A 16,098-nucleotide genomic window follows, 5' to 3' on the forward strand; every position below is an offset into this window, starting at 1 on the left:
AGTCTCTTGCCCGGGCATCCCTGCTCTCGGAGCGGGCATTTGACGAAAATTTGAGCAGATGCTCTCGCGATCAAGGCCCTTGACGGCCGGGAGAGCGCTTCCCACGTTGGTCTCATCGGTGACCGGGCCCCTCTGGCAGGACGTGAGCACACGCCTGTGATGTCGGAGCCGATGCTTGAACAGAAGCAATCATAGGTCCGGTTATGCCAGAATTCCTGCTCATGGAATGGCTGGGAAAGCCCGTCTGGATGTGGACGGCTTTCTTGAGCCTTGTCGTTTTTCTCCTCGCTTTCGATCTCGGTGTCCTGAACAGGAAGGACAAGGAGCTCGGCGTGAAGGAGAGTCTTCTTTTGTCTGCCTTCTATATCGCGATCGCGGCGCTCTTCGGCGCCTATATCTGGTGGTCGTTCGAGACCGGCCTCCTGGTGACCCAGGACGGCAGCCATGCGGGTATGGCCTACTTCACGGGCTTCTTCATCGAGAAGTCCCTGTCCATCGACAACGTCTTCGTGATCTCGCTGATCTTCAGCTACTTCGCGATCCCCCGGAAATACCAGTACCGCGCCCTCGTGTGGGGCATCATCGGCGTCATCGTCCTGCGCGGCATCATGATCGCGTTGGGTGCTGCGTTGGTGCAGGAATACGCCTGGATGCTCTACATCTTCGGCGCCTTCCTCATTGCGACCGGCATCAAGATGCTGTTCGTTCCTGAGAGCGATCCCGACATCGAGAAGAACCCGCTCGTCCGCTTCCTGCGCAAGCACATGCGGGTGACCAACCGCCTTCACGATCAGCACTTCTTCGTGCGCGAGCCGGATTCGAAGACCGGCAGGATCGTCACCTGGGCCACGCCGCTCTTCCTGGCGCTCGTGGTGATCAATGTGGCCGACCTGATCTTCGCGGTCGACTCGGTGCCGGCGATCTTCGCCATCACCACCGACACCTTCGTGGTCTACACGGCCAACATCATGGCGATCCTGGGCCTAAGGGCGCTGTACTTCGCCCTGGCCGCCATGGTGCACCGGTTCCATTACCTGAAATACGCCCTGGCGTTGGTGCTCGTCTTCATCGGCGGCAAGATCTTCTGGAACCAGATCGTGGGCAAGCTCGATCCCACCATCTCGCTGGGCGTGACGCTCGCCCTGATCGCAGGCGGCGTCGTCTTCTCCCTCTGGAAGACGAAAAACGAGCCGGAAGCGATTTCCGGCTAAAGACACCCGAAGACGAGAGAGGCGGCTTCAAGCCGCCTCTTTTTACACCGGCAGCATCCCGTCGCTCTTGACCTCCTCCATTACCGCATAGGTGCGGGTCTCCTTCACGCCCGGCAGCGCCAGCAGGATCTCGCCGAGGAAGTGGCGGTAAGCCGCCATGTCGGCCACGCGGGTCTTGACCAGATAATCGAAGCCGCCCGCCACCATGTGGCATTCGAGAACCTCGGGGGCCCGCTTCACGGCGGCGGCGAACTTCTCGAAGACATCCGCCGTGGTCTTGTCGAGGGAGACCTCCACGAAGACCAGAAGCCCAAGGCCGAGCCGGTGGGGATCGAGCCTCGCACCGTAGCCGGCGATGACGCCTTCCCGCTGCAGGCGCTTCACCCGCTCGCCGGTCGAGGTGGGCGACAATCCCACCTTCTCGGCCAGCTCCACGGTGGCGATGCGGCCATCGGCCTGGAGAGCTTTGAGGATCTTGCGATCGATCCGGTCCAAATCCGTCATTTCCGCGGCCATTCCCATTTCACTCCGCTGTTCCTAAGCCGAACAGGTCAATTTTGCCATCGAAACACGGCCGCCAGCCTCATATATTCCGGAAAACGCCCAGAGGATCCCCATGAACCCCGTTTCCAGCGCCGCCCTGCCCTTCAACCCACCCTTCGCCGAAGACGACAAGGCCATCGCGGCCCGGCTTCTCGCCAGTTCGCGGCTTTCGCCGGAGCGGGAGAAGCGCGTGGACGAGCAGGCCACCCGTCTGATCGAGGCGATCCGCGCCAAGGGCGGCGGGCTCGGCGGCGTCGAGGAAATGCTGCGGGAATATGCGCTCTCCACCAAGGAGGGGCTCGCGCTGATGGTCCTGGCCGAGGCCCTGCTGCGAGTGCCGGACGCGGCCACCGCCGACCGGCTGATCGAGGACAAGCTCGGTCAGGCCGATTTCGCCGGTCATGAGGCGAAATCCGACGCCTTCCTGGTCTCGGCCTCGGCCTGGGCGCTCGGCATCACGGCGCGGATCATCCAGCCCGGCGAGACGCCGGAGAGCATTCTGGGCCAACTCACCAAGCGCCTGGGCCTGCCCGCCGTGCGGACCGCCACTCGCCAAGCCATGCGGGTCATGGGCAACCACTTCGTGCTGGGCCAGACCATCGAGGAGGCCCTGAAGCGCGCCACGTCCTCCAAGGGCCGACTGTACCGTTATTCCTTCGACATGCTGGGCGAGGGCGCCCGCACGGCCGAGGATGCGCGCCGCTATTTCGACTCGTACGCCTCCGCCATCGATGCCATCGGCCGGTCAGCCGGCAACGAGCCGCTCCCGAACCGGCCCGGCATCTCGGTGAAGCTCTCGGCCCTTCACCCGCGCTACGAGGCCACGAGCCGCGAACGGGTGATGCGCGAGCTCGTGCCGCTGGTGATCGAGCTGGCGCAAAAGGCCAAGTCCTACGACCTCAACTTCACCGTCGACGCCGAGGAAGCGGACCGGCTGGAGCTGTCACTCGAGGTGATCGAGGCGGTGCTCGCGGATCCGTCGCTCGCCGACTGGAAGGGTTTTGGGCTTGCCATTCAGTCTTACCAAAAGCGCGCCGGTTCGGTGATCGACGCCATCGCGGCCATGGCGGAGAAGTATGACCGCCAGCTCATGGTGCGCCTCGTGAAGGGCGCCTATTGGGACACGGAGGTGAAGCGCGCCCAGGAGCGCGGGCTCGACGATTACCCGGTCTTCACCCGAAAGGCCATGACGGATCTGCACTACATGGCCTGCGCGGAGAAGATGCTGGCCTTGCGACCGCGCATCTACCCGCAATTCGCCACGCACAACGCGCTCACCGTCGCGTCCATCATCGAGCGCGCCGGCGGCACGGAGGGCTACGAGTTCCAGCGCCTGCACGGCATGGGCGAGGCGCTCTATGCACGGCTGCTCGAGGACAAGCCGGGCCTCGCCTGCCGCGCCTATGCGCCGGTCGGCGGCCATCGCGATCTTCTCGCCTATCTCGTGCGCCGTCTCCTGGAGAACGGAGCGAACTCCTCCTTCGTGTCGGTCGCGGCCGACACCGACGTGCCGGTTCAATCGCTGTTGAAGCGTCCGGCCGACATCATCGTATCGGCCGACAAGGCGCGTCACCCCAAGCTGCCGTTGCCCCGCGATCTCTATGGTCCCGAGCGCGCCAATTCGAAGGGCGTGGAGTTCGGCCATCAGGCTTCACTCGACGCGCTCCTGGCCGAGATCAGGCGCGGCGCGCAGCAGCACTTCAAGGCCGAGCCGCTGATCGACGGCAAGGCGGCGGCCGGGGCGGCACGCCCGGTCGTCAGCCCCATCGACGGCAGCACCGTGGCCGGCCAGGTGACGGAAGCCTCGCCCGAGGTGGCGGATCGCGCCATGGCGGCGGCGCAGGCAGGCTTTTCAACCTGGAGCCGCACGGACGCGAATACCCGCGCCAAGACACTCCAGCGCGCCGCCGATCTGCTGGAGGAGCGGCGTGGTGCGCTGCTCCACCTCCTGCAGGTCGAAGCCGGCAAGACCCTCGACGATGCACTCTCCGAGGTCCGCGAAGCGGTCGATTTCCTGCGCTACTACGCCGTCCAGGGCCGCACGCTCTTCGGCGCCGGCGAAGCGATGCCGGGACCGACGGGCGAGAGCAATGTGCTGCGCCTGCGCGGGCGCGGCGTCTTCGTGGCGATCTCGCCCTGGAACTTCCCGCTCGCCATCTTCCTCGGCCAGGTCAGCGCGGCCCTGATGGCCGGCAATGCGGTCGTAGCGAAGCCGGCCGAGCAGACGCCGCTGATCGCCGACCTCGCCGTGCGCATCCTGCACGAGGCGGGCGTTCCCAAGTCGGCGCTTCATCTCGTTCCTGGCGACGGGCGCGTCGGGGCTCGCCTCGTGGAGCACAGGGATGTGGCCGGCGTGGTCTTCACCGGCTCGACGGAAGTCGCCCGCATCATCAACCGCACGCTCGCGGGCAAGGATGCCGCCATCGTGCCGCTGATCGCCGAGACCGGCGGCATCAATGCGATGATCGTTGATGCCACGGCGCTGCCTGAGCAGGTCGCCGACGACGTCGTGATGTCGGCCTTCCGTTCCGCCGGCCAGCGCTGCTCGGCCCTGCGCCTGCTCTGCGTCCAGGAGGACGTGGCCGACCGCATGATCGAGATGATCGCCGGCAATGCCCGCGAGCTGAAGATTGCCGATCCGCGCGAGATCTCGACCCATGTGGGTCCGGTGATCGACCGCGAGGCGAAGGACAAGCTCGACGCGCATGTCGCGGCGATGAAGGCATCGGCGAAGGTGCACTATGCCGGCGAGGCACCCGCAGTCGGCACCTATGTGGCGCCGCATATTTTCGAGCTCAACAGGCCGCACGACCTCGCCCAGGAGGTGTTCGGCCCCGTGCTCCATGTAGTGCGCTACAAGGCGGAACGCCTGGAGGAGGTGCTGCGCGCCATCGAAGGCACCGGCTACGGCCTGACGCTCGGCGTTCACTCGCGCATCGACGCGACCGTGGAGCGGATCGTGCAGGCGCTGTCGGTCGGCAATGTCTACGTGAACCGCAACATGATCGGCGCGGTGGTGGGCGTGCAGCCCTTCGGCGGACACGGCCTCTCCGGCACGGGCCCGAAGGCTGGTGGCCCGCACTACCTCCTGCGCTTCGCCACCGAGCAGACGGTGACGATCAACACGGCAGCGGCGGGCGGCAACGCCAATTTGATCGCCATGGGGGAGTAGTGCTCCACGCCTGAGTGATTTGCTCGACGTCGTCACCGGCCTTGTGCCGGTGATCCCGTTTGGAGGGGCACAGCGTTTCATGCGATCGGGATGGCCGGCACGAGGCCGGTCGTGACCTAGGTAGGCTATTGCTCGAACACGAAGGTCCTCACCTTCTCCCACGGCCCGCTGCGATACCACCACAGCTCCAGCCCGACAGCCTCGACCTGGAACGGCGTGAAACTGTCGCTCAACTCTTCCAGAAGTGCTCGGGCCTGCGTGGGATCGACCTTGTTCTGCACTGTCACATGCGGCCTGTGGTTCTGCCGGTCCTGGGACTTGAGCCAGTCGTTCCATACCAGCGCGAAGTGACGGCGGATGTCCGTGAGTTCTACGGAGGCAAGAGCGTAGGCCACGCCACGCCCGAGGGGACGCAAACCTGTCACGTCGAGACTGAAAGGCTTCTGGTCTGACGCACGAACCTCGATGTCCCGCTGGACTTTCTCGAGTTGCTCGCCCGGCAGAGCATGAAACAGGGTCAGGTGTGCCGGGATGAAGTTTCGCTCAGGGGGAAAGTAGCGCCGTCGCTGCTCATCGAAGTATGCGAATGAGCGTTCGTCGAACTGGAGCGTGAGGATGAGAGGCGCTGTTGTGTCCATAAATAGAAAAACCCGGCTTGGCGCCGGGTTGTTTCAGATCTTAGGCTTAAATCGCTTCTAGAAGTTCAGCGCCGCCTTGGCTTCGCGCAACTGGGCGACGGCCGATTCGGCTGCATGCTTGGCCGCCGGATCGTTGGTGGCGTCGTAGTGCATCTCGGCGGTCAGGATCTCGTGGTCGAGGATCTCCTGGGTCAGTTCTTCCTCGGGCAGTGCGCGCTCGGCCAGAACTGTCAGGCCGTTCTGGTTGACGTCGGCGAAGCCGCCGCGGACGAGAACGCGCCGTCCGTTGCCGGGATTGCTGGTGATGACGAGGAACCCGGTCTTGAGGGCGGTCATCACCGGCGAATGACCGGCCAGAACCGTCATGTCGCCCTCGGTCGCCGGCAGCACGACCGCATCCACGTCGCCGGAAAACAGCACGCGCTCGGGAGAGACCAGTTCGAAGTTGAAGGTAGCCATCTGAGCTCCTCGTCATCCCGCGGTCGATGAACGCTCGGGAATCGTTTGGGAGATACGCTTGGACGCGAACATCCCCGAGCGTGCGGGCACGCTCCGGGATGATGTTGAGTTTACCTTAGGCCGCTTCGGCTGCGAGGCGCTGGGCCTTCTCGACGGCTTCCTCGATGGTGCCGACCATGTAGAAGGCAGCCTCGGGGAGGTGATCATACTGGCCCTCGACCAGACCCTTGAAGCCCTTGATCGTGTCTTCGAGCGCGACGAGCTTGCCGGGCGAGCCGGTGAACACTTCCGCCACGTGGAACGGCTGCGACAGGAAACGCTCGATCTTGCGGGCGCGGGCGACGGTGAGCTTGTCCTCCTCGGAGAGCTCGTCCATGCCCAGGATCGCGATGATGTCCTGGAGTGCCTTGTAGCGCTGCAGCACCTGCTGGACCTGGCGGGCGACGTTGTAGTGCTCTTCGCCGACGATGGCGGCAGAGAGCATGCGCGAGGTCGAGTCGAGCGGGTCCACAGCCGGGTAGATGCCCTTTTCGGCGATCGAGCGCGACAGCACGGTCGTGGCGTCGAGGTGGGCGAAGGACGTGGCCGGAGCAGGATCCGTCAGGTCGTCGGCGGGCACGTAGATGGCCTGCACCGAGGTGATCGAGCCCTTGGTGGTGGTGGTGATGCGCTCCTGCAGGGCGCCCATGTCGGTCGACAGGGTCGGCTGGTAGCCCACCGCCGAAGGAATGCGGCCGAGAAGCGCCGACACCTCGGAGCCTGCCTGGGTGAAGCGGAAGATGTTGTCCACGAAGAACAGCACGTCCTGGCCCTGGTCGCGGAAGTTCTCGGCGACGGTGAGGCCGGTGAGCGCGACGCGGGCGCGGGCGCCCGGGGGCTCGTTCATCTGGCCGTACACGAGGGCGCATTTGGAGCCGGCGGCAGAGCCGTTCTCGCGAGGATCGACATTCACCTTGGATTCGATCATCTCGTGATAGAGGTCGTTGCCCTCACGGGTGCGCTCACCGACGCCTGCGAACACGGAATAGCCGCCGTGCGCCTTTGCGACGTTGTTGATGAGTTCCATGATCAGCACGGTCTTGCCGACGCCCGCGCCGCCGAAGAGGCCGATCTTGCCGCCCTTGGCGTAGGGAGCGAGCAGGTCGACGACCTTGATGCCCGTGACGAGGATCTGACCCTCGGTGGACTGCTCGGCGTAGGACGGTGCCGGCTGGTGGATGGCGCGGGTGCCTTCGCCGACGATGGGGCCGGCTTCGTCCACCGGCTCGCCGATGACGTTCATGATGCGGCCCAGCGTAGCGGCGCCGACAGGCACCGAGATCGGGGCGCCGGTGTCGGTGACGGGCTGACCGCGCACCAGACCCTCGGAGGTGTCCATGGCGATGCAGCGCACGGTGCTCTCGCCGAGCTGCTGCGCCACTTCGAGCACGAGGCGGTTGCCGCCGTTCGTGGTCTCGAGAGCGTTCAGGATCTCCGGCAGATGGCCTTCGAACTGCACGTCGACGACGGCGCCGATGACCTGCGTGATGCGGCCGGTCGCGGTGCGCTGGGTAGTGGCGGTGTTGGCCATGATTGGCTCCTCTCGGATGCTTGTCAGAGCGCCTCGGCGCCCGAAATGATTTCGATCAGTTCCTTGGTGATCATCGCCTGACGCGACCGGTTGTAGGTCATCGTCTGCTTCTTGATCATTTCGCCCGCGTTGCGGGTCGCATTGTCCATGGCGCTCATGCGGGCGCCCTGTTCGGAGGCGGCGTTCTCCAGCAGCGCGCGGAAGATCTGCACGGTGAGATTCCGCGGCAGGAGCGTCGTCAGGATCTCGCCTTCGTCCGGCTCGTAGTCGTAGACCGCGTCGGTGGAACCGGCGCTGGTCTCGATCTGGGCCGGGATGATCTGCTGCGCCGTCGGGATCTGGGCGATCACCGAGCGGAAGCGCGAGTAGAACAGAGTCGCCACGTCGAACTCGCCGGCCTCGAAGCGGGCAAGCACCTTCTGGGCGATCATGTCCCCCTGCTCGAAGCCGATCTGGCGCACGGAACGCAGGTCGACGAATTCGATGATCTGCTCGGCGAACTGGCGACGCAGGATGTCGTAGCCCTTCTTGCCGACGCAGATGATCTTGACCGTCTTGCCCTCGGCGAGCAGCCGGTTGGCATGGTCGCGGGCGAGACGGGCGATCGAGGAGTTGAACGCGCCGCACAGGCCGCGCTCGGCCGTGCAGACGATCAACAGGTGAACCCGGTCGGAACCGGTGCCGGCGAGAAGCCGCGGCGTCTCGGGCCCGACGGTGATGCCGGACGCGAGGTTGCCGAGCACCACGGCCATGCGCTCCGCATAGGGGCGCGCAGCCTCCGCCGCGGTCTGCGCGCGGCGCAGCTTCGCGGCGGCCACCATCTGCATGGCCTTGGTGATCTTCTGCGTCGCCTTGACCGAGGCGATGCGGTTACGAAGGTCTTTCAAGCTCGGCATCGAGCGGCCCTACCCTCTCCGGAAATCCGGCTGGATCTTACGAGAACGGATGTCTTTACGAGAAAGACTTGGCGAAGGTCTGGACGACGTCCTTGAGCTTCGCTTCCGAGTCGCTCGACAGATCCTTCGAAGCGCGGATCGCCTCCAGGATGTCGGCGTGCTTGCCGCGCAGGAGCGAGAGCAGACCGTCCTCGAAGGCCTTGACCCGGTTGAGGGGCAGGTTGTCGAGGTAGCCGTTCACGCCGGCATAGATCACGGCGACCTGCTCTTCCATCTTCAGCGGCGAGAACTGCGGCTGCTTCAGGAGTTCGGTCAGGCGCGAGCCGCGGTTCAGCAGGCGCTGCGTGGTGGCGTCGAGGTCGGAGCCGAACTGGGCGAACGCCGCCATCTCGCGGTACTGCGCCAGCTCGCCCTTGATCTTGCCCGCGACCTTCTTCATCGCCTTCGTCTGGGCCGAGGAGCCCACGCGCGACACCGAGAGGCCGACGTTCACGGCTGGGCGGATGCCCTGGTAGAACAGGTCCGTCTCCAGGAAGATCTGACCGTCGGTGATCGAGATCACGTTGGTCGGGATGTAGGCCGACACGTCGTTGGCCTGGGTCTCGATGACCGGCAGAGCGGTGAGCGAGCCCGCGCCCTGGCTGTCGTTGAGCTTCGCGGCGCGCTCGAGCAGGCGGGAGTGCAGGTAGAACACGTCGCCCGGATAAGCCTCGCGGCCCGGCGGACGGCGGAGCAGGAGCGACATCTGACGATAGGCGACGGCCTGCTTGGACAGGTCGTCATAGACGATCACGGCATGCATGCCGTTGTCGCGGAAGAACTCGCCCATGGCGCAGCCCGAGAAGGGCGCCAGGAACTGCATCGGAGCCGGATCGGACGCAGTGGCCGCGATGATGATGGAATATTCCAGAGCGCCCTGCTCTTCGAGAACCTTCACGAACTGGGCGACCGTGGAGCGCTTCTGACCGACGGCCACGTAGACGCAATAGAGCTTCTGGCTCTCGTCGTTGCCCTGGTTCAGCGGCTTCTGGTTGAGGATCGTGTCGAGCACGACCGCGGTCTTGCCGGTCTGACGGTCGCCGATGATCAGCTCGCGCTGGCCGCGGCCGACCGGGATGAGGGCATCGATGGCCTTGAGGCCCGTGGCCATCGGCTCGTGCACCGACTTGCGCGGAATGATGCCGGGAGCCTTCACGTCCACGCGGCGGCGCTCGGTGGCCTGGATCGGGCCCTTGCCGTCGATGGGGTTGCCGAGGGCGTCGACGACGCGGCCGAGCAAGCCCTTGCCGACCGGCACGTCCACGATGGCGCCCGTGCGCTTCACGGTCTGGCCTTCGGCGATTTCACGGTCGGAGCCGAACACCACGACGCCGACATTGTCGGTCTCGAGGTTGAGGGCCATGCCGCGCACGCCGCTCTCGAATTCGACCATCTCGCCGGCCTGGACCTTGTCGAGGCCGTAGCAACGGGCAATGCCGTCACCGACGGACAGAACCTGCCCGACTTCGGTGACTTCAGCCTCGGTGCCGAAGTTCTTGATCTGCTCTTTGAGGATCGCGGAGATCTCAGCGGCTCGAATGTCCATCAGCGGACCTCTTTCATCGCTAGACGAATGGAATTGAGTTTGGTGCGCACCGAGGCATCCACCATGCGGGAGCCCATCTTCACGATGAGACCGCCGATGAGGCTCGGGTCGATTTTGACGTCGAGAGCAACGTCAGCCTTGGCGACGTCGCGCAGCGCCGCCTTGATTTCGTTCAGGACCGTGTCGGACGGCGCCTCCGCCAGGGTGACCTGCGCCCGGACGATGCCCTTCGCGTCGGACACCAGGTTCTGGAAGGCACGGATCATGTCGGGCAGCGCGAAGAGCCGGCGCTTGGACGCGACGAGACGGATGAAATTGCCCGCAAGGCCCGAAATGCCGGCTTTGTCGAGAATGGCGCCGATCGCGTTCGACTGCTCCTCGGCCGTGAAGATGGGGTTTTGGATCAGGCGCTGCAAGTCTTCGCTGCCGCGGATCAGCTGATCGAAGCGGGCGAGGTCGCCGGCGACGGCTTCCACGGCATTCGCTTCCCTGGCGAGTTCGAACAGCGCCGAAGCATAGCGCAATGCCACGCCCGACAGGAGGGGTCCTTCTTGCGAACCGCTTTGCGCCACGTAACCGTCTCTCTCGTGTCTTAACGGGTCTCGGACCGGGGCAGCCTGCCTACGAGGCCCTCGGGAAACCCGTCAGGTGTGGAAATGAGCCCGGGGCGAAAGCCTTCTCCGCCCGTCAGGCGAGGGTGCACTAGCATGGGTTTTTCCGAGGCGCAAGGCGAGCTGGGCCCTGATTTACCGGGAAAAACCGGGCCGGCGGTTAAGGTAAAGGCTCAAGTGAGCCCCTTCGCCGAAAAATGCTTCAAAGCTCCAGGGCGGCGACTTCGCAGTTGTTCAGGAACCGGCCGGTGAGTCTGCTGAAGAAGGTGCCGTGGCCCACCACGGCAATCATGGTCTCCGGCCGCTCGGCGAGCCAGAGACGGAACCTCTCGACCCGTGCCTCGAAGACGTGGGCCGGCTCGTAGACGAAACCCCGCTCGTTCACCTCGCCGTCGCTGTGCCACCAAACCTCGTCCAGGTGCCCGAAGTGCAGGTGTGGGAAGTCACGGGACAGCCGGGAGACGGTGCTGCCCACGTCGCAGCTGCTCTCCAGATGCTCGCGATGGAGGCACTCGACCAGGATCTGGGGCGAGGCCGGATGGGTTCCGAACAGGCCCACGGTGGTCTGGATCGCCCGGGTCAGCGGCGAGGTCACGACGAGCTCGTAAGGATGTTGGCGCAACTCCGGCGCCCGCTCGGCCACCTGGCGCTGGCCGAGCTCCGTGAGAGGCGCATCGAAATGGCCCGGATCCTCGCCGTGCTCGGCCCAGTGCGCGTTGAAGGTGGATTGGCCGTGGCGGATGCAATGGACGATCTTGGTCATGGGCCCTGTCTCGTTCGTGGACGTTCGCTTGATCACAAAAAGCTCTGCGGGTCCACGTCGATGGACACGCGGGTGTTGCCGCGGATCTTCGGGCAGCGGGCCATCCAGCTGCGCAGATAGGCCTGGAGATCCACCTCGCGCTCCGTCTTGACCAGGAGCCGGAAGCGGTAGCGGCCGCGGATCAGGGCAAGGGGCGCTTCGGCCGGGCCGAGCACGGTCACGCCGGGCGGCGGTTCCGCCACGAGCGCCATGGCGCGAGCATGGGCCTCGGCCGCCTCGCGCTCGGCGGCCGAAACGATCAGGGAGGCGAGGCGTCCGAACGGGGGCAGGCCGGCCATCTCGCGGACGCGGGTCTCCTCCTCGTAGAAGCGCTCCGCATCGCCGGAAATCAGGGCCGCAATTACGGGATGATCCGGCTGCCAGGTTTGGACGAGGGCGCGGCCCGGCTTCTCGCCGCGCCCGGCCCGGCCCGTCACCTGCTGGAGCATCTGGAAGGTGCGCTCGGCGGCGCGCGGGTCGCCGGAGGTGAGGCCGATATCCGCATCGAGCACACCGACCAGGGTCATGAGCGGGAAGTTGTGTCCCTTGGCCACGAGCTGGGTGCCGATGACGATGTCGAACTCGCCCGCCGCGATGGCGGCAAGCTCCGCCCGCAGCCGCTCCGTGCCCCCGGGAAAGTCGCTGGAGAGCACGATGCAGCGCTGGTCCGGAAACAGTGCCGCAGCTTCCTCGGCGATCCGCTCGACGCCGGGCCCGCAGGGCACCAGCGAATCGATGCTGCCGCATTCGACGCAGGCCTGAGGCGTGCGCTCCACGTGACCACAATGGTGGCAGACGAGGGAGCGGCGGAAGCGGTGCTCCACCAGCCAGGAGGAGCAGTTGGGACATTCGTAGCGATGGGCGCAGGCCCGGCAGAGGGTGAGCGGCGCATAGCCGCGCCGGTTGAGAAAGAGCAGCGCCTGCTCGCCTCGGGCCACCGTGTCCTCCACAGCCGCCACTAGGGTCGGCGAGAGCCATCGACCCTTCGGAATGGCTTCCTTACGCAGGTCCACGGCGCGGATCTGCGGCATGGAGCGGCCGCCGAATCGTTCGGGGAGCTTCACGTGGCGGTAGCGTCCGCGCTCCACATTGACCCGGCTTTCGATGGAGGGGGTCGCAGAGGCCAGTACCACCGGGGCGTTCTCGATCTTGCCGCGCACCACCGCCATGTCACGGGCGTGGTAATGCACTCCGTCGTCCTGCTTGTAGGCGGTCTCGTGCTCCTCGTCGACGATGATGAGACCGAGATCCGCATAGGGCAGAAACAGGGCCGAACGGGCGCCCGCCACCACCTTTACCTCGCCGGCCGCGATGGCCGCATAAAGCCGCTCGCGCCTGCGGCCCGTGACGCCGGAATGCCAGGTGGCGGGCTTGACGCCGAAGCGGGCGGCGAACCGGTCGAGGAACTGGGCCGTCAGGGCAATTTCCGGCATGAGGATCAAGGCCTGCCGGCCGGTCCGCACGGCCTCGGCCACCGCCTCGAAATAGACCTCCGTCTTGCCCGATCCCGTGACGCCTTCGAGCAGGATCACGGGCGAGTGCTCCTCGCCCATGGCGGCGACGATTTCTTCCGCTGCGGCGTGCTGGCCGTCGGAAAGCGCCGTGTGGCCGAAAGCGGGATTGGGCATCTCGGCCACGGGCTCGGCCAAAAGCGCCACCGTCTCCAGGGTTCCCTCGTCGATCAGCCCGTCGACGACGCCGTTGCTGACGCCGGCCGCATGGGCCAGCTCGCTCTTGAGCCGCACGATCCCATCCTGCGCGATCTCCACCACTTTTTGCCGCGCGGGCGTCATGCGCTTCGGCAGGGCTCCCGCCAGCCTGACGCCGACGCGCGCCACCTCCTGCCGGTCCGGATCCGGGATCTTGAGCCCCATGGCCAGCGCCGAGCCCTTGGGCGCCAGGGTGTACCAGGCGATCCAGTCCAGGAACTTGCGCATCTTGGGCGACAGGTTCGGCGCCTCGATGACGCCCGTGACCTTCTTCAGGTTACCGCCCTGCCCGTCGCGCAGGCCCCAGACGACGCCCGCCACCTCGCGATTCGACAGCGGCACCTGCACCACGTCGCCCTCCTCGAGCGCGAGGCCGTCCGGCACGGCATAGGAATAGGCCGTGTCCAGCGCCAGCGGGATGAGGACATCGGCGATGCGGCTTGTCATTCGAAAGGGGTTAACCTGTGACTGTTAGGGTTCTGCCCTTGCATAAATGGGACTCATGTCAAGCAGCGCCACGAAAAATGTTCTCGATCTGGTCCTTCCCGGCGCGGATGACACCCGCAGGGAGGCGATGGCGTGGCTCGCCTCGCTGGCCAAGGAGCGGCGGCTCTCGGCGAAGACCGTCGAGGCCTATGGGCGGGATCTGCGCCAGTTCCTCGCGTTCCTGACGAACCATCTCGGCGAGCCGCCGGGCGTGACGGGCATCCTGGGCCTGAAGCCCCTGGACATCCGCGCCTTCCTGGCGGCCCGGCGGATGAATTCGGTCGGCAGCCGCTCGCTCATGCGCCAGCTCGCGGCCCTGCGCTCCTTCGCCCGGCACCTGGAACGCGAAGGCTATGGCACAGCCTCGGCCTTCGCGGCGATTCGCACGCCGAAGGTGGACAAGAACCTGCCCCGCCCCCTCTCCGCCTCCTCGGCGGTTGCGGTGACGGATGCCGAGACGCGGGCGTCCGAGAACCGCAAGCCCTGGATCCTGGCGCGGGACGCGGCCGTGCTCTCCCTGCTCTATGGCGCGGGCCTGCGCATTTCCGAAGCGCTCGGGCTGCAGCGCCGCGATGCGCCGGTCAACGGGATCGACACGGTCACCGTCACCGGCAAGGGCGGCAAGATGCGCAGCGTGCCGGTGATTTCCCCCATCCAGCGCGCCGTGGAGGACTATCTGCAGCTCTGCCCCTATGCGATCCCACCGGAAGGTCCGCTCTTCGTCGGCGCCCGCGGCGGTCCGCTCTCGCCGCGCATCATCCAGCTTGCCGTCGAGGAGCTGCGCGGTTCGCTCGGTCTGCCGGACAGCGCCACGCCCCATGCCCTGCGCCATTCCTTCGCCACCCATCTCCTCGCCAAAGGCGGCGACCTGCGCGGCATCCAGGAGCTTCTGGGCCACGCCTCGCTCTCGACCACGCAGCTCTACACAAAGGTGGATGCAGCCCGTTTGATGGATGCCTTCAATGCGGCCCATCCGCGGGCGCGGGTGAAGTGAAGGCTCAGGCGAGGCTGCGGTCAGCGAAGCCGGCCCGGAACCACGCGGGGAGAGTGGCGCCTGCATCTCGACACTGTCATTGCCTCCTGCGCGGGCAGGCTGCTGCGTATGTGTCTGATGTCAAAGAGGCAGCACCTTGGGGCCCGCAGCTTGCGCTGCGAGCCTTGCGGTGGATCGAGGGTGGCGCGAGTGGCAGCCCGGCTCGATGATGATGGTGGGAGATGGAAGAGCCGGACGGCACCTCGCGCACGGTACTTTTCAGGCGGACCAGCTGGGACGACACCCAAGGTCGGCCTCCTGCGCTCCCAGGCGTGCGAGGCCTGCCGCAGGACCGTGCCGGCTCCCGTCACTGCGACGCCTCGCGAGCGCGCCCCTCGCAGGAACCGATCTGCACAAGGGTATAGCTCAGGTGCAACCCTGTGTCAAGAACAAAATGAGAACATAGCGTTGCGCTGGGATATCGGCAGCACTGCTTCCAACACCTCTGCCGTCGTCACCGGCCCTGTGCCGGTGATCCCGATTTGTTGGGCGTGGCGCTTCAAACAAGCGAGATGGCCGGGCTCATCCCGGCCATGACGGCAAGGGGATGACGAGGCTACATACTCCCGTGATCCACGCCCTCTCACCCTCATCCTGACGAGGCTGCGCAGCGGCCGTCTCGAAGGAGGATCCAGAGAGCACCGCACCCTCCTTCGAGACGCAGAAGGACGTCTGCGCCTCAGGATGGGGTGAGGGAGGTGACGTCGGACGTGGGTGACCCGTATAGGGCCAGCCATGGCGGGAAGGTTCGTCGACTACTCCGCCGCCACGGGCCGGGCCAGCAATTGCCGTGCGGCGGGGCCGATGTCGCCTGCCGTCCAATGGGGCCGGCAGACCGAGACGTAGCGGCCCTCGCCGCCGATCTCGACCACCTCGCCCGAGCGCACGGCCTCGCCGTTGCGGTCGTATTTGAGGATCATCGTGGCCTTGCGGCCGCAATGGCAGAGCTGCTTGATCTCCTGGAAATCGTCCGCAAGGGCCATCAGGACGACGATCGCATCGCTGAACAGCGTCCCGTAGACGTTGTTCTTGAGCCCGTAGGCCATGACGGGGATCTTCAGCTCGTCGACGATCCAGGCCAGCTGGCGGATCTGGTCCGCGGTCATGAACTGGACCTCGTCGATGAGCACCGCCGTCACCGGGCGCTTCGCGTGCTCCGCCGCCACGATGGCGTCGATGGCGTCTTCCTTCCGCAAGGGCGTCGCGTCGGCCTCAAGGCCGAGGCGCGACTTCACCTTGCCGACCCCGAATCGGTCGTCGATCACGCTCGTGAACAGCAGCACGTTGCCGCCGTTCTCGATGTAATTGTAGCGAACCTGCAGGAGATGGGTGGTCTTGCCTGCATTCATCACCGAGTAGAGGAAGTGGAGCTTGGCCATCCGG

The 16,098-nt window shown here is 65.9% G+C and carries 13 protein-coding genes; 3 read left to right on the plus strand and 10 right to left on the minus strand.

Going from position 1 to position 16,098, the window contains the following annotated elements; genetic code table 11:
* The first annotated feature begins 203 nt into the window (after positions 1-203).
* Positions 204-1,211, plus strand: a complete 1,008-nt coding sequence (locus VB672_RS05380) for a TerC family protein (RefSeq protein ID WP_329783150.1) — start codon at positions 204-206, stop codon at positions 1,209-1,211.
* Between the two features lie 42 nt (positions 1,212-1,253).
* Here VB672_RS05380 and VB672_RS05385 read toward each other — a convergent pair whose 3' ends face one another.
* Positions 1,254-1,715, minus strand: coding sequence for an Lrp/AsnC ligand binding domain-containing protein (locus tag VB672_RS05385; RefSeq protein WP_201839525.1), 462 nt, complete (start codon positions 1,713-1,715; stop codon positions 1,254-1,256).
* A gap of 112 nt (positions 1,716-1,827) precedes the next feature.
* Between VB672_RS05385 and putA the strand changes: the two genes are divergently transcribed.
* Positions 1,828-4,926, plus strand: coding sequence for a bifunctional proline dehydrogenase/L-glutamate gamma-semialdehyde dehydrogenase PutA (putA, locus tag VB672_RS05390; protein WP_329783151.1), 3,099 nt, complete (start codon positions 1,828-1,830; stop codon positions 4,924-4,926).
* Positions 4,927-5,051: 125 nt separating this feature from the next.
* Here the strand turns inward: putA and VB672_RS05395 are convergent, their stop codons facing one another.
* The 8 genes from VB672_RS05395 to VB672_RS05430 all read right to left on the minus strand — a co-directional run bounded on the left by VB672_RS05395 (position 5,052) and on the right by VB672_RS05430 (position 13,643).
* Positions 5,052-5,564: a 2'-5' RNA ligase family protein gene (locus tag VB672_RS05395; RefSeq protein ID WP_329783152.1), complete on the minus strand. Its 513-nt coding sequence runs from the start codon at positions 5,562-5,564 to the stop codon at positions 5,052-5,054.
* Between the two features lie 57 nt (positions 5,565-5,621).
* Entirely contained in the window at positions 5,622-6,023 is a 402-nt protein-coding gene (locus VB672_RS05400; protein ID WP_329783153.1) for a F0F1 ATP synthase subunit epsilon, read from the minus strand.
* A 115-nt stretch (positions 6,024-6,138) separates the two neighbouring features.
* A complete protein-coding gene (atpD, locus tag VB672_RS05405; RefSeq protein ID WP_329783154.1) occupies positions 6,139-7,593 on the minus strand; it encodes a F0F1 ATP synthase subunit beta in 1,455 nt (484 codons plus the stop codon).
* 23 nt (positions 7,594-7,616) lie between these two features.
* Positions 7,617-8,489: a F0F1 ATP synthase subunit gamma gene (locus VB672_RS05410; RefSeq protein WP_329783155.1), complete on the minus strand. Its 873-nt coding sequence runs from the start codon at positions 8,487-8,489 to the stop codon at positions 7,617-7,619.
* A gap of 55 nt (positions 8,490-8,544) precedes the next feature.
* Complete coding sequence (gene atpA / locus VB672_RS05415) at positions 8,545-10,074, minus strand: F0F1 ATP synthase subunit alpha (RefSeq protein WP_329783156.1); 1,530 nt, start codon at positions 10,072-10,074, stop codon at positions 8,545-8,547.
* Positions 10,074-10,646, minus strand: a complete 573-nt coding sequence (locus tag VB672_RS05420) for a F0F1 ATP synthase subunit delta (RefSeq protein ID WP_329783157.1) — start codon at positions 10,644-10,646, stop codon at positions 10,074-10,076. Before VB672_RS05420 ends, atpA begins: the two co-directional genes overlap by 1 nt.
* 241 nt (positions 10,647-10,887) lie before the next feature.
* Positions 10,888-11,448 carry a histidine phosphatase family protein gene (locus tag VB672_RS05425; protein ID WP_329783158.1) on the minus strand — a complete coding sequence of 187 codons (561 nt, stop codon included), beginning with the start codon at positions 11,446-11,448 and terminating at the stop codon, positions 10,888-10,890.
* A 32-nt stretch (positions 11,449-11,480) separates the two neighbouring features.
* Entirely contained in the window at positions 11,481-13,643 is a 2,163-nt protein-coding gene (locus tag VB672_RS05430; protein WP_329783159.1) for a primosomal protein N', read from the minus strand.
* A 46-nt stretch (positions 13,644-13,689) separates the two neighbouring features.
* Here VB672_RS05430 and VB672_RS05435 point away from each other — a divergent pair, with 46 nt between their 5' ends.
* Positions 13,690-14,676 (plus strand): tyrosine recombinase XerC, encoded by a 987-nt coding sequence (locus tag VB672_RS05435; RefSeq protein WP_329783160.1) that lies wholly within the window; start codon positions 13,690-13,692, stop codon positions 14,674-14,676.
* A 794-nt stretch (positions 14,677-15,470) separates the two neighbouring features.
* On the opposite strand, the gene VB672_RS05440 is transcribed toward VB672_RS05435, so the two are convergent.
* Positions 15,471-16,094 (minus strand): thymidine kinase, encoded by a 624-nt coding sequence (locus VB672_RS05440; RefSeq protein WP_329783161.1) that lies wholly within the window; start codon positions 16,092-16,094, stop codon positions 15,471-15,473.
* Between the last annotated feature and the right edge of the window lie 4 nt (positions 16,095-16,098).

Source organism: Microvirga sp. CF3016 (genome assembly GCF_036314085.1).
GTDB lineage: Bacteria > Pseudomonadota > Alphaproteobacteria > Rhizobiales > Beijerinckiaceae > Microvirga.

Coding starts and splice junctions, on each gene's coding strand:
- VB672_RS05380 (WP_329783150.1), top strand. CDS start 204: ATGCCAGAATTCCTGCTCATGGAATGGCTGGGAAAGCCCGTCTGGATG.
- VB672_RS05385 (WP_201839525.1), bottom strand. CDS start 1,715: ATGACGGATTTGGACCGGATCGATCGCAAGATCCTCAAAGCTCTCCAG.
- putA (WP_329783151.1), top strand. CDS start 1,828: ATGAACCCCGTTTCCAGCGCCGCCCTGCCCTTCAACCCACCCTTCGCC.
- VB672_RS05395 (WP_329783152.1), bottom strand. CDS start 5,564: ATGGACACAACAGCGCCTCTCATCCTCACGCTCCAGTTCGACGAACGC.
- VB672_RS05400 (WP_329783153.1), bottom strand. CDS start 6,023: ATGGCTACCTTCAACTTCGAACTGGTCTCTCCCGAGCGCGTGCTGTTT.
- atpD (WP_329783154.1), bottom strand. CDS start 7,593: ATGGCCAACACCGCCACTACCCAGCGCACCGCGACCGGCCGCATCACG.
- VB672_RS05410 (WP_329783155.1), bottom strand. CDS start 8,489: ATGCCGAGCTTGAAAGACCTTCGTAACCGCATCGCCTCGGTCAAGGCG.
- atpA (WP_329783156.1), bottom strand. CDS start 10,074: ATGGACATTCGAGCCGCTGAGATCTCCGCGATCCTCAAAGAGCAGATC.
- VB672_RS05425 (WP_329783158.1), bottom strand. CDS start 11,448: ATGACCAAGATCGTCCATTGCATCCGCCACGGCCAATCCACCTTCAAC.
- VB672_RS05430 (WP_329783159.1), bottom strand. CDS start 13,643: ATGACAAGCCGCATCGCCGATGTCCTCATCCCGCTGGCGCTGGACACG.
- VB672_RS05435 (WP_329783160.1), top strand. CDS start 13,690: ATGGGACTCATGTCAAGCAGCGCCACGAAAAATGTTCTCGATCTGGTC.
- VB672_RS05440 (WP_329783161.1), bottom strand. CDS start 16,094: ATGGCCAAGCTCCACTTCCTCTACTCGGTGATGAATGCAGGCAAGACC.